Raw genomic sequence first — 14,342 nt, forward strand, 5'->3', positions numbered from 1 at the left:
ACCGCGACTATCTGGGCTGGCTCGCCGCACAGGACAGGACCGGCGCCGAACAGGCATGGCGGGAGGACCTGGCGGGCCTGGAGTCCCCCACGCTGCTCGCCCCGGGCACGCCCGTACGCACCCCCTGCCTGCCGGACCGGGTGGTCACCGAGCTGCCCGCCGACCTGGCGGGCGCGGTACGGGAGCAGGCGCGACGCCGCGGCGTCACCGTCAACTCCGTGCTGCACGCCTGCTGGTCGGTGGTGCTGGCGCAGCTGACCGGCCGCAGCGACGTGGTCTTCGGCGCGACCGTCGCGGTGCGCCCGCCGGAGCTGCGGGACGTCGCCGACATGGTCGGCCTCTTCGTCAACACCGTCCCCGTCCGCATCACGCTGCGGCCCCAGGACTCGCTGCTGGACACCCTGGCCCGCGTCCAGGAACGCCAGGCCCGGATGCTCCCGCACCAGCACCTCGGCCTCGCCGACATCCAGCGCACCGTGGGACTGGGCGAGCTGTTCGACACCACCACCGTCCTGGAGAACTACCCCATGGACGCCGAGCAGCTCCAGGCCTCGCACGACGGCCTGCGGCTCACCGGCTTCGAGGGCCGGGACGGCACCCACTACCGCGTCACCCTCATCGCCGCCTTCACCCCGGACGGGCGGCTGCGGCTGCGGCTGGACCACCGTCCCGACGCGGTCGACCAGGAGACCGCCGAGGAACTGTGCCGACTGCTGCGCCGCACCCTCGAACTGGTCGCGACCGCCCCCGAAACGCCACTGGCGCGCCTGGACCTGCTCACCCCCGCCCAACGCCGCCTGGCACTGGAGCCGGGCCGGGACAACGGCACGGCGCGCCCGTTCACCGCCGACGGCATACCCGGCCTGTTCACCGCACAGGCCGCCCGCACCCCGCACGCACCCGCCGTCACCACCGCACACGGCACCCTGACCTACGCCGAGCTGGAGGAACGCGCCAACCGCCTCGCCCGGCTCCTGATCGACCGCGGCGCCGGCCCCGAACGGATCGTGGCCCTGCTGCTGCCGCGCTCCGCCGAACTGATCACCGCCGTCCTCGCGGTCCTCAAGACCGGCGCCGCCTACCTGCCGATGGACCCCGAGTACCCGGCCGAGCGGATCGGGTTCATGGTGCGCGACAGCGACCCCGCCCTCGTCCTCACCGAGACCGGCACCGCCGCCCGCCTGCCCGCCGCGACCACCACGCCCCGGCTGCTCCTGGACGATCCGGCGACCCGCGCCGCCCTGGCGTCGCTGCCCGCCACCGACCCGGCCCTGCCCCACGCGCCCCAGCACCCCGCCTACGTCATCTACACCTCCGGCTCCACCGGCCGCCCCAAGGCCGTCGTCATGCCCGCCGCGGGCCTGTGGAACCTGCTCACCTGGCACACCGCGACGTTCCCGCCGGGCGAGGCGCCGGGCCGTACCGCGCTGTTCACCGCCATCGGCTTCGACTTCTCCGTCCAGGAGATCCTCGCCACCCTCGTGAGCGGCAAATGCCTGGTGGTGCCGCCGGAACGGGTGCGCCGCGACGGCGCCGATCTGGCCCGGTGGCTGGAGGAGCAGGACGTCAACGAACTGTTCGCGCCCACCCTCGTCATCGAAGCGCTGTACGAGGCGGCCGGGGAAGACGGCCGGCTGCCCGCGCTCCGCGACGTCTTCCAGGGCGGCGAGGCCCTCACCACCGGCGGCCGGATCCGCGAGGTCCACCGCCGGCGGCCGGAGCGCCGGCTGCACAACATCTACGGACCCGCCGAGACCCACGCCACCACGTCCTGGACGCTGCCGGCGGACGCGGCAGGCTGGCCGCACAGCGCACCCATCGGCCGCCCCGTCCTGAACACCCGCGCCTACGTGCTCGACCCCTGGCTGCGCCCGCTCCCGCCCGGCACCGCCGGCGAGCTCTACCTCGCGGGCGCGGGAGTGGCCCGCGGCTACCTGGGCCGCCCGGCACTGACCGGCCAACGCTTCGTCGCCGACCCGTTCGGCCCGCCCGGCACCCGGATGTACCGCACCGGCGACCTGGCACTGCGCCGGCCCGACGGCGTACTGGAGTTCATCGGGCGCGCCGACGAACAGGTCAAGATCCGCGGCTTCCGCGTCGAACCCGGCGAGGCCGAGGCGGTGCTCGCCCAGCACCCCGCAGTCGCCCGCGCCGCCGTCGTCCCCAAGACGCTCGGCACCGCCGACCGGCATCTCGTCGCGTACGTCTGCCCCGTACCCGGCCACACCCTCGCCCCCGGAGAGCTCCGCGCCTACGCCGCCGAGCGGCTCCCCGAGCACCTGGTGCCGGCCTCGGTGGTCGAGCTGGCCGACCTGCCCACCACCCCCAACGGCAAGCTCGACCGCGCGGCGCTGCCCGACCCGCGGCCCCACGGGGACGACGGGCGGCGCACCGAGGCCCTCTCCCCCCAGGAAGAGATCCTGCGGACCCTGTTCGCCGAGGTCCTGGGGCTGCCGTCGGTCGGCGTGCACGACGACTTCTTCGCCCTCGGCGGGCACTCCCTGCTCGCGACCCGGCTCATCAGCCGTATCCGCTCCGCCCTCGGCGCGGAGCTGGAGATCCGCCGCCTGTTCGAGGCCCCCACCGTCGCCGGCGTCGCCGCGCTGCTGCGCGATGCCGCCGCCGCCCGCAAGGCCGTCGTGCCGGCCACTCGCGCGGACCGCGTCCCGCTGTCCTCCGCGCAGCGCCGACTGTGGTTCTTCAACCAGATGGAAGGCCCCAGCGCCACCTACAACATGCCGCTCGCGCTGCGCCTGACCGGCCCGCTCGACCGGGAGGCGCTGAGCGCCGCCCTCGCCGACGTCGCCGGGCGCCACGAGACGCTGCGGACGGTCTTCCCCGCCGAGCAGGGCGAGCCGTACCAGCAGGTGCTGCACGGCCCCCGCTCGGTGCCGGACCTCGAAGTGGTGGCGACCGCGCCGGAACGGCTCGCCGAACGGCTCAACGCGGCGGCCCGGCGCGGCTTCGACCTGACCGCCGAGACACCGATGCGCGCCCACCTGTTCACACCGGCCGCCGACGCGTCCGGTACATCCGATGTATCCGACGCGTCCGGCGCGTCCGAACAGGCCACGGAGAACGTCCTGCTGGTGCTGCTGCACCACATCGCCGCCGACGGCTGGTCCTACGCGCCGCTCGCCCGCGACCTGGCCACCGCCTACCGGGCGCGCTGCACCGGCGCCGCCCCCGACTGGGCGGAACTGCCGGTCCAGTACGCCGACTACGCCCTGTGGCAGCGCGAACTGCTCGGCGGGGAGGACGAGGAGGGCAGCCTCTACAACCGGCAGCTCGCCTTCTGGCGGGAAACCCTGCAGGCGCTGCCCGACCAACTGGAGCTGCCCACCGACCGCGCCCGCGGCACGGTCACCGACTACCGCGGCGACACGGTCGAGTTCGACCTCGACCCGGCCCTGCACGCCGCCCTCGCCCGCGTCGCGCGGGACGGCCAGGCCACGCTGTTCATGGTGCTGCAGGCCGGCCTCGCCGCCCTGCTCGGCAAGCTCGGCGCCGGGCACGACATCCCGCTCGGCTCGCCGATCGCCGGACGCACCGACGACGCCCTGGACGACCTCGTCGGCTTCTTCGTCAACACCCTCGTCCTGCGCACCGACACCTCGGGCAACCCCTCGTTCCGGGAGCTGATCGACCGGGTACGGACCGCCGACCTGGCCGCCTACGCCCACCAGGACGTGCCCTTCGAACGCCTGGTGGAAGTCATCAATCCCGTCAGGTCGCTGGCCCGGCACCCGCTGTTCCAGGTCATGCTGGCCCTGCAGAACAACGCCGAAGCGTCCCTGGAACTCCCCGGGCTCACCGTCGCCCGCGAACCGGTCGGCACCGGCGTCGCCAAGTTCGACCTGCTCTTCAGCCTCCAGGAACGGCGCACCGCCGACGGCACCCCGGCCGGGCTGCGCGGCGTCGTCGAATACCGCACCGACCTATACGACCGGCGCACCGTCACCCTCATGGTGGCGCGGCTGCGGCGGCTGCTCACCGCCGCCGTCGCCGACCCCGAGCGGCCGATCGGACGGCTGGAGGTGCTCACCGACGACGAGCGCGCCCTGGTGCTCGGCGACTGGCACGTCAACCCCCGCCCGGCGGCGGCCACCGACGTGCCCGCGCTGCTCCAGGCCCAGGCGGCCCGGCGGCCCGAAGCACCGGCCGTGATCTTCGAGGACACCACGCTCAGCTACGCGCAGTTCCACGCGGCGGCCAACCGGCTCGCCCGGCTGCTGGCCGCCCGCGGCGTGGGCCCCGAGCACATCGTCGCGCTCGGCATGCCGCGGTCGGCCGAGATGATCGTCGCGCTGGTCGCCGTCCTCAAGGCGGGCGCCGCCTACCTGCCGCTGGACCCCGGCTACCCCGACGAACGCATCGCGTTCATGCTCGACGACGCCGCACCCACCTGCGTGCTGACCATGACGGAGCAGGCCGGCCGGCTCCCGGCCACCACGCCGCGCATCGTCCTCGACGACCCCGAGGTCCGCGCCGCCCTGGCCGACCTGCCCGGCACCGACCTGGAAGACCACGAGCGCACCGCACCCCTGTCACCCGCCCATCCCGCCTACCTCATCTACACCTCCGGCTCCACCGGCCGCCCCAAGGGCGTGGTGATGCCCGGCGGCTCCCTCGCCAACCTGCTGAGCTGGCACGCCGACACCTTCCCCACGGTCCCCGGCGGCCGCACCGCCCAGTTCACCGCGATCAGCTTCGACATCTCGGTGCAGGAGATCCTCTCCACCCTCGTACTGGGCAAATGCCTGGTGGTGCCCACCGACGACATCCGCCGCAGCGCGGCCGAACTGGTGCGCTGGATGGACCGGCACGAGGTCAACGAACTGTTCGCACCGACACTGGTCATCGAAGCGGTCTGCGAAGCGGCCCTCGAACTCGGCAGCGCCCTGCCCGCGCTCAGCGATGTGCAGCAGGGCGGCGAGGCACTGCTGCTCAGCGACACCATCCGGACCCTGTACGCCAAGCGGCCCGGCCGCCGACTGCACAACGTCTACGGCCCCGCCGAGGTCCACGCCGCCACCTCCCACACCCTGCCGGTCGAGGTGCCCGGCTGGCCGGCCGCCTCCCCCATCGGCGGGCCCGTCAACAACGCCCGCCTCTACGTCCTCGACGACGGACTGCGGCCGGTACCGCCGGGAGTCATCGGCGAGCTCTACGTCGGCGGCGGACAGCTGGCCCGCGGCTACCTGCGGCGTCCGGGCCTGACCGCGCAGCGCTTCACCGCCGACCCGTTCGGCCCGCCCGGCACCCGGATGTACCGCACCGGCGACCTGGTGCGCTGGCGCCCCGACGGGCTGCTGGACTTCCTCGGGCGCGCCGACCACCAGATCAAGATCCGTGGCTTCCGCGTCGAACTGGGCGAGATCGAGGCACTGCTCGACAAGCACCCCGACATCGCGCAGGTCGCCGTCATCGCCCGGGAGGACCGGCCCGGCAGCAAACAGCTGATCGCCTACCCCGTGCCCGCCGAGGGCCGCGAACTCGACCCCGCAGCGCTGCGCCGGCACGTCGCCGGGACGCTGCCGGACTACATGGTCCCCGCCGCGTTCGTCCCGCTGCCGCGCCTCCCGCTCACCGGCAACGGCAAACTCGACCGGGCGGCGCTGCCCACCCCCGACTTCACCCTCCTGTCCACCGCCCGGCCCCCGCGCACCCCGCAGGAGGAGGTCATCTGCGGGCTGTTCGCCCAGACCCTGGGACTGCCGCAGGTCGGCATCGACGACAACTTCTTCGACCTGGGCGGCCACTCACTGCTGGCCACCCGGCTGCTCAGCCGGATCGGCGCGGCACTCGGCGCCGAACTGACCATCCGCGACCTGTTCGCCGCCCCCACCGTCGCCGGGCTCACCGGACGGCTGGGCCTGGGCTCCGGACGCGACGCCCTCGACACCCTGCTGCCGCTGCGCCCGCACGGCAGCCGGCCACCGCTGTTCTGCGTCCACCCCATCTCCGGCCTGAGCTGGTCCTACTCCGGACTCATGCGCACCCTCGACGACGACCAGCCGCTCTACGGCCTCCAGGCCCGCGGCCTCGCCGACCCCGACGCACCCCTCCCCGAAGACCTGGCGGAGATGGCCGACGAGTACCTCGCCAGGCTGCGCGAGGTCCAGCCGACCGGGCCCTACCACCTGCTCGGCTGGTCCTTCGGCGGCGCGGTCGCCCACGCCATGGCGACCGCACTCCAGAGCGCGGGCGAAGAAGTCGCCCTGCTGGCGCTCCTCGACGGCTACCCGCGCAGCCGCTGGGCGGAGGAAGGGGTGCACGACGAGAGCGCGGTGCTGCCCCATCTCCTGGAGGCGGTCGGCCGGCCCCTGGACGAGGGCGCCGTCGCCGGCATCGCGGATCTGGCCGAGGCGCTGCGCCAGGCCGGCAGCGCGCTGGCCACCCTCGACGAGCGGGTGATCGACGCCATGGTCCGCATCATGATCAACGGTGGCCGGATCACCAAGGGGCACGACTTCGCCACCTTCCGCGGTGACCTGCTCTTCTTCACCGCCGGCAGGCAATCACCCGACGAACCGCACACCTACGACGAATGGCAGCCGTATGTCAGCGGCCGCATCGACAACCACGACATCGACTGCGCACACGGCGAGATGACCTGGCAACAGCCCCTCGACGCCATCGGAAAGGTCCTGGCGCGACGGCTGGACGAGGCACGGGCCGACGATCGCCGAGGCCCCCGGCACACCCCACACACAAGGAGCGAAGGATGACCAACCCCTTCGAGGACGACGACGCCACCTTCCTGGTGCTGACCAACGACGAGAACCAGCACTCGCTGTGGCCGACGTTCGCCGAGGTCCCCGACGGCTGGACCGTGGCCCGCGAGGCGGGCACCCGCCAGGAATGCCTCGACTACGTCGAGACCCACTGGACCGATATGCGCCCCCGGAGCCTGGCCACGGCCATGGACGCGCACACGGCGACCACGGAGGAACGATGAAAGTCGTACTCGTCAACATGCCCTGGGCGTCCGTGGACGTCCCCTCACTGGCACTGGGCATCCTCGGCAACGCCGTACGCGCCAAGCACCCGGACATCGAGGTGCAGACCGTGCACGCCAACCTCGACTTCGCCGACTGGGCCGCCGAACGCCTCGACTTCGGCATGAACGACTACGTCTACTACTCGATGGCGTCCTACTTCATCGGCGCCGGCGACTGGGTCTTCTCCTCGGCGCTGCACGGCGGCGCGCCCTGGCACGTCGAGGAGTTCAAGGCCCGCTACGGCGCCGGGATACCCGAGCCCGTCTGGGAAAAGAGCGTCGCGCTGCACCACCTCGCACCGCAGTTCGTGGCGGAACTCGCGGAGCGGATCGCCGCCCTGGAACCGGACCTGGTCGGCTTCACCACCACCTTCCAGCAGAACGTCGCCGCCCTGTCCGCCGCCCAGGCGATCAAAGCGATCAACCCCGCGATCCGCACCGTCTTCGGCGGAGCCAACTGCGACGGCCCCCAGGGCGAGGCCATGCACCGCAACTTCCCCCAGGTCGACTTCGTCGCCCGCGGCGAGGGAGAGGTCGCCTTCCCGCAACTGCTCGCCGCGCTCACCGACGACGGCGACCTGTCCGCCGTCCCCGGCCTGTGCTGGCGTAGCCCCGAGGGCACCTCGACGGCCAACGCCATGACCTCCAAGCCGCTGCCGCCCGCCGATATCGTCACCCCCGACTACGAGCCGTACTTCCAGCGACTCCAGACCTCGGCCGTCCGGGACTGGTGCGAGCCCAAACTCGTGGTCGAGGGCTCCCGCGGCTGCTGGTGGGGCGAGAAGCACCACTGCACGTTCTGCGGTCTCAACGGCTCCTTCATGGAATTCCGCAGCAAGAGCCCCACGCGCTTCTACGACGAGATCGTCGACTACGTCGAGCGCTACCGCATCCTCGACATGTACGTCGTCGACAACATCATGGACATGGGGTACCTCAAGACCCTGCTGCCCCGCCTCATCGACGCCGGATACGACCTGCGGCTCCAGTACGAGATCAAGTCCAACCTGCGCAAGGAACAGCTGGAAACCATGGCCAGGGCCGGCCTGGTCCATGTCCAGCCGGGCATCGAGAACCTCAGCAGCCGGGTGCTGAAGATCATGGACAAGGGCGTCACCGGCTGCCAGAACGTCCGGCTGCTGCGCGACGCCGAATCCCTGGGCGTCTCCCTGGCCTGGAACTACCTCTACGGCTTCCCCGACGAGACCGACGAGGACTACGACGCGATCGTCCGCCAGATGCCGGTGCTGCACCACCTCCAGCCCGCCGCGGGCTCGGTCCGGCTCGTCGTCGAACGCTTCAGCCCGTACTTCGACCGCCCGGAACTCGGCTTCGGCGAACTGGAGCCGGACGACCAGTACCGCATCATCTACGACCTGCCGGACAGCGAACTCCGCGACCTGGCCTACATGTTCGCCTCCAAACCGCAGGGCATCGGCGACGAGACCGCCGCCCGTCTCGACGCGGCCATCATGCACTGGCGCCGCATCCAGGCGGTCTCCCGGCTGACCTGCCAGGACAACGGCGACCACATCCGGCTGGTCAGCGACCGCCCGGCGTTCGACTGGCGGGTACTGCGGATCGACGACCCGGTCGAACTCGCCCTCTTCCGCCTCCTCGACCAGCCGCACTCCGCCGCCTCCCTCGCCCGCAAACTGCCCGACCAGGCCGGCCGGCCGGTACCCGAGGAGGAACTCACCGCGCTGCTCGGCAGATGGCAGGAGCTCGGCCTGCTCTTCGAGGAGGCCGGCCAGTACATCCACGTGGCGCCCAGCGCCGACAACCAACCCCTGCTGCGCTTCTACTACATGCGCACCCTCGCCGCCCTCGAAGCCGAGCGGCGCCAACCCCAGGAGCAGCCGGCATGAGCACGCACACCGCCGAACGGGCGGCGACCGGCACCAACGCGGTACGGATCGAGGCCTGGCAGGACTACGAGAAGGAGTGCGCCGACCAGCCCGGCGTGCGGATGGGCACCGAGACCCTGAGCGGCGATCTGGTGACCGCCGTCCACGACCTGTTCGCGCGCGGCGCCCGGCACGCACGGCTGCACGAACCGGTCACCCCCGGCGACGGCGCGGGGCCCGCCCTCGCCGCGGTACGGGAGATGACCGGCCAGGGCATGTCCGTCGAATGGGAACTGGCCACCGACCGCCCCGACGCCTGGCAGGAACTGCGCCACCTCCACCCCCCGGCCCGGGTCGTGGGACCCGGCGGCCCGGACCCGGAAGCGCTCGCCGCATGGCGCGCCGGCTACCACTACGGCCAGTTCACCTACCGGCGCGGACCGGGCTTCCTCCAGGTCCGCGACCGCCGCACCGGCACCCTCGCACTGACCACCCTCCAGGGGGACGCACGCCTGGAAGCCGCCGAACGGCTGCTCAACGGCGCGGCCCCCCACGACCTGCCCGCCGCGCCGCTGGCCGAATTCGAGGCCGCCGGACTCGTACTGCACGCCGGGGACCGGCTGTGGTGGGCCCCCTACCGGCTGCGCCGCTGGCCCTTCCCGGCCATGTTCATCACCGCCACCGACCTCATCTGAACCCCGGAGACCAGCGACTCCCCGCAACGGGCACCCCTCACACCGGAACGAGGAACCACAGTTGACCGAAAAGGCAGATGACACGGCGATACCCACCCCCGAGGACGGGGGCCGCCACCTGTTCGCCTGGATGCGGCGGATGCGCGACACGCAGCCCGTCTGGTGCGACTCCTCCGGCGTCCACCACGTCTTCCGGCACGCGGACGTCCGTCAGGTGCTCTCCCGCCCCGAGCTGTTCTCCTCCGACAGCAGCCGGATCATGCCCGGCATGGAGCGGCTCAGCAAAGGCAACCTGACCATGATCGACCCGCCCGAGCACGGCAACCTCCGCCGCCTCGTCAACAAGGCGTTCGGCCCGCCCACCATGGCCCGGCTCACCGACCGCGTCGGAGCCCTGGCGGACGAACTGCTGGACGAGGTCGACGGCGACGAGTTCGACCTGGTGGCCGCCTTCGCCTATCCGCTCGCCGTGAACGTGATCACCGAACTGCTCGGCGTCCCGGTCGAGGACCGCAAGATCTTCGACCGGTGGGCGGACCGCGCCCAGTCGATCCAGGTGTCCGGCCCCACCGACACCGCCCTCGCCGCCGCCTTCGAATCCGCCCGCGAGGAGATGAACGCCTACGTCCTGGAGCACTGCCAGGCCCGCCGCCGCGACCCCGGCGACGACCTGATCAGCCTTCTGGCGACGGCCGACGTCGACGGCGAACGGCTCGACGACGAGGAACTCGTCAACTTCTCCGCGCTGCTGCTCGGCGCCGGCTACAGCACCACCATGATGATGATCGGCAACACCGTGCTGTGCCTCGAGGACACCCCCGAGGCGGCCGCCGAACTGCGCGCCGACCGCTCCCTGATCCCGGATGCCATCGAGGAAGTGCTGCGGCTGCGCACACCGATCTCCCTCGCCACCCGGATCACCACGCAGCCGCTGTCACTCGGCGGTACCGAGATACCGGAGAACGCGATGGTGATGGCCTGGATGCTGTCCGCCAACCACGACGAGCGCTGCTTCCCCGATCCCGAGCGGTTCGACATCCACCGCGAGAGCAGGCAGCAGATGGCCTTCGGCCACGGCATCCACTTCTGCATCGGCGCCGCCCTCGCCCGGCTCGAAGGACGCATCGCGCTCAACACCCTCCTGGACCGCTACGCCGACCTGCGGGTGACACCGGGCGCCACGGTGCAGATGTACGAGCACGGCGGCTTCGGCGTCCCGAGCAGCATCCTCGGCGCCCGCACCCTGCCGGTCACCGTCACCCCCGCGGGGAAACGATGAACGGCACCCGCGTCGGACCCGTCCAGCGCGGCAGCCTGCTCGGCTCCGACGAACTGGAGGCACTGGCCCAGCTGTTGGAGGACGGGGCGTCGCTCTCCGCCGGCGAGCGGCGCACCGACTTCGAGCAGCAGTTCCGCCACCACGTCGGCCGCCGGCACGCGCTGTCGGTCACCAGCGGCACCGTGGCCCTGGAATTCGCCGCCCACCTGCTGGGACTGCAGCCCGGCGACGAGGTCGTCGTCACGCCCCAGACCTACCAGGCCACCATCCAGCCGCTGCTCGACCACGACGTGCGGGTCCGCTTCTGCGATGTGCGCGACGACAACCTCAACATGGACCCGGACCGGCTGCGCGAGCTGATCGGGCCGCGCACCCGCGCCGTGTTCCTCGTCGACTACGGCGGCTGGCCCGCCGACCTCGACGCCATCATGGCCATCGCCCACGAACACGGCGCCCTCGTCGTCGAGGACTGCGCCCACGCCCTGGGCGCGCTCCGCCACGGCCGGCCCGCCGGCTCCCGGGCGGACATCGCCTGCTACAGCTTCCACTCCAGCAAGAACATCACCACCCTCGGCGAGGGCGGGATGGTCGTCTTCGACCGCGACGACTGGGCGGAGCGGGCCGAGCGGATACGCGGCAACGAACCGGACGCCGACTTCCACCCCGTGCGCCCCGGCCCCCTCCTCTTCCCCGAATCGCCGGCGGACGCGCTGTACGTCGGCAACGCCTACACCCACCGCTGCCGGGACGTGCGCCGGGCCGGCACCAACGCGACCCTGAGCGAGGCCGCCGCCCTCGTCGGCTCGGTCCAGCTCGCCAAACTGCCCAAACTCGTCGAACGCCGGGCCCAGGTCGCCTCGTACTACACGGACATGCTGGAGGGCATCGACGGCGTCCGGATACCCGCCGTGCCCTCGGACAGCGTGCACCCCTACCACTACTTCACCTTCTTCGTGGAGCCCGGCGCGGCGCTCGGCCGCAACGACCTGCTGCACCGCGCCCGACGGGACGGCGTGGAACTCCAGCAGCGCTACTTCCCCCTGCACCTGCAGCCCGTATGGCGGGCCCGCGGACACGGCCCGGGGGAGTGCCCGGTCGCCGAACGGCTCTGGTTCACCTCGCAGGTCAACCTGCCGTGCTCCCCGGTGCTCTCCGACACGCAGGTCGAACACATCGGCGGCACGCTGGCCGGCCTGCTCGCACCGGGCCGGACCGCACCCCGCAACCGACAGGGCGCAAGCCGGCAGAGAAGTGAGGTGCGCGTGGATGGCTGACGCACAGGAGTTCTTCGACGTCGTGGTCGTCGGCGGCGGGCCCATGGGGCTCTCGGCCGCGGTCTCGGCCGCCCGCCGCGGACTGTCCGTCGCGGTGCTGGAGGACCGGGAGTTCCACGGCGACCACGGCGGCTCGGGCGGCGCCGAACGTCAGTGGCGCATCCAGTACGCCCAGGAAAACCTGGCCCGCCTCACCCTGGAGGCCCACCGGGCCTGGCAGACCTGGGAGGAGGAATCCGGCCGCCGCCTGGTGCACCGCACCGGGAGCCTGTGGTTCGGCGACGCCCAGGAATCCAACAGCGAGGGCCAGATCAACGCCGCCGTCTCCGTCCTCGACCGCCTCGGCGTGCCCTACGAGCCGCTGAAGACACCCGACATCGAGGAACGGTACGGATTCCGCGGCCTGCCCGGCCACTTCGAGGGCTTCTACCAGCCCGACGGCGGCATGATCGACGTCCGCGCCACCCGCTGGACCCTGGTCGAGAAGGCCACCGCCCTCGGCTGCCGCCTGCGCGGCCAGGAGAGCGTACGCGAACTGCTGCCGGACGGCGGCGGAGTGACCTTACGCACCGCACGCGGCACCCTGCGCGCCGACCACGTGATCATCGCGGCCGGACCGTTCAGCGCACCGCTGCTGGCACCGCTCGGCATCGCACTGCGACTGCGGATCCACGAGCTGGGCGGCGCGTACTTCCGCCGCCGCGACACCCGCGACTACCCGACCTGGTTCGCCTTCCAGAACGCCGTCGAGACCGACAGCAACGTCTTCTACGGCTTCGGCACCGCACCCTGGTCGGGAAACGACCTGGTCCGGGTGGCCCCGCTGTTCGAGCAGGAAACCCTCGCCGACGCGCGCGAGGCGCGCTACACCGTGCGCGCACACGAACTGCGGCGGACCGCGGAATGGGTGGCCCGCCACCTGCCGTCCCTCGACCCCGAGCCCCTGCAGGCCGGGACCTGCCTGGCCGCGCTCCCCGAGGACGAGAACCGGCAGTTCTACCTCGGGCGCGCCGACGGCCTCACCCCCGACGGCGAACGGATCACCGTCGTCGCCGGGGGATGGGCGTTCAAGTTCATCCCCGTCTTCGGGGAGATCGCCGTGGACCTGATGCAGCACGGCCGTACCGATCACGACGTCGCGGCCTTCGGCCTCCAGCCGGCCGAGAGCCGCGCCCCCTTGCCCGACACGAACCGGAACCGACCGAGCGGAGAGATGACCCGGTGAAGCAGTTGAAGATCATCAGCGGTGCGACAGTCCGGGAGCTGGTGACCCTGGAGGACCTCTTCGAACCGATGCGGTCGGCGCTGACCGAATTCAGCTCCGGCACGGCCTTCCAGCACCCGCGGGTCACCGTGGAGCCCCCCGGCGAGGGCGGCCGGGTGCTGCTGATGCCCGCCGGAGAGCCCGAATCGGCGGCGTTCGGCCTCAAGGTGCTCAGCATGTTCCCGCGCAGCGCGGAGAAGGGCCTGCCCAGCGTCCAGGGCCTCATCGTCCTGCTCGACGGGGTATACGGCGAGGTCCTCGCCGTCCTGGACGGCACCGTCGTCACCGAACTGCGCACCGCCGCCGTCTCCGCGGTCGGCACCGACTGCCTGGCCCGCCAGGACTCCGAGGTGCTCGCCGTCATCGGCGCCGGCGTACAGGCCAAGGCCCATATCGCCGCGCTGCGCTCCATCCGGCCCTGGCGCGAGGTACGGGTCTTCAGCCGCAGCCCCGAACGGGCCCGCGAACTCGTCGCCTGGGCGCAGGAACAGGGCCACCCGGCGACCCTCGCCGGCTCCAGCGACGCGGCGGTACGCGGCGCCGACGTCCTGGTGACCGCGACCTCCGCACTCGAACCGGTGGTCTCGGCCGCCGCGGTCGCCGCCGAAGGCTGCCACATCACCGCGGTCGGCGCCTTCGGACCGGCCTGCCGCGAACTGCCCACCGAAGTCGTCGAGCGCAGCACCGTCTTCGCCGAGAGCCGCGACGCCGTACGCCAGGAAGCCGGCGACCTGCTGATCCCCGTCGGCGAGGGCCGCCTCCCCGCGGACCACCCGGTCGTCGAGGTCGGCGACGTCCTCGCCGGACGGCACGGCGGCCGGGCCGACGCCCGCGAGACGACCCTGTTCAAGTCCCTGGGCCTGCCCATCGAGGACGTGGTCGCCTGCAACCTGATCCATCGCCGCGCCCTGGCCGCCGGCGCCGGCGACGACGTCGATTTCTTCTGACCCGGCCGCACCTTCCGCGAGGCGACCCGCACC

The 14,342-nt window shown here is 72.3% G+C and carries 8 protein-coding genes (1 of these 8 cut by a window edge); all 8 read left to right on the forward strand.

The features are described 5' to 3' along the window. A protein-coding gene (locus AC5677_RS26660; RefSeq protein WP_497190450.1) for an amino acid adenylation domain-containing protein crosses the window boundary here: on the forward strand, positions 1 to 6,731 show its 3' portion. 535 nt of this gene lie to the left of the window's left edge; 6,731 of the gene's 7,266 nt are visible here — the last part of the coding sequence; its start codon lies off the left edge, out of view; it ends in the stop codon at positions 6,729 to 6,731. Then, complete coding sequence (locus AC5677_RS26665; protein WP_497190451.1) at positions 6,728 to 6,961, forward strand: MbtH family protein; 234 nt, start codon at positions 6,728 to 6,730, stop codon at positions 6,959 to 6,961. Before AC5677_RS26660 ends, AC5677_RS26665 begins: the two co-directional genes overlap by 4 nt. Continuing rightward, complete coding sequence (locus AC5677_RS26670) at positions 6,958 to 8,871, forward strand: RiPP maturation radical SAM C-methyltransferase (protein ID WP_497190452.1); 1,914 nt, start codon at positions 6,958 to 6,960, stop codon at positions 8,869 to 8,871. The genes AC5677_RS26665 and AC5677_RS26670 overlap by 4 nt, the downstream gene beginning before the upstream one ends. After that, positions 8,868 to 9,545 (forward strand): DUF5825 family protein, encoded by a 678-nt coding sequence (locus tag AC5677_RS26675; RefSeq protein WP_497190453.1) that lies wholly within the window; start codon positions 8,868 to 8,870, stop codon positions 9,543 to 9,545. Before AC5677_RS26670 ends, AC5677_RS26675 begins: the two co-directional genes overlap by 4 nt. A gap of 61 nt (positions 9,546 to 9,606) precedes the next feature. Next, a complete protein-coding gene (locus AC5677_RS26680; RefSeq protein ID WP_497190454.1) occupies positions 9,607 to 10,824 on the forward strand; it encodes a cytochrome P450 in 1,218 nt (405 codons plus the stop codon). Then, complete coding sequence (locus AC5677_RS26685; RefSeq protein ID WP_497190455.1) at positions 10,821 to 12,098, forward strand: DegT/DnrJ/EryC1/StrS family aminotransferase; 1,278 nt, start codon at positions 10,821 to 10,823, stop codon at positions 12,096 to 12,098. Before AC5677_RS26680 ends, AC5677_RS26685 begins: the two co-directional genes overlap by 4 nt. Continuing rightward, complete coding sequence (locus AC5677_RS26690) at positions 12,091 to 13,323, forward strand: FAD-dependent oxidoreductase (RefSeq protein WP_497190456.1); 1,233 nt, start codon at positions 12,091 to 12,093, stop codon at positions 13,321 to 13,323. Before AC5677_RS26685 ends, AC5677_RS26690 begins: the two co-directional genes overlap by 8 nt. Next, the gene (locus AC5677_RS26695; protein ID WP_497190457.1) at positions 13,320 to 14,309 is read left to right on the forward strand and encodes an ornithine cyclodeaminase family protein; all 990 of its coding nucleotides are present in this window, start codon (positions 13,320 to 13,322) and stop codon (positions 14,307 to 14,309) included. The genes AC5677_RS26690 and AC5677_RS26695 overlap by 4 nt, the downstream gene beginning before the upstream one ends. The last annotated feature ends 33 nt before the right edge of the window (positions 14,310 to 14,342 follow it).

It is taken from the genome of Streptomyces sp. JLSY215, assembly GCF_059682825.1.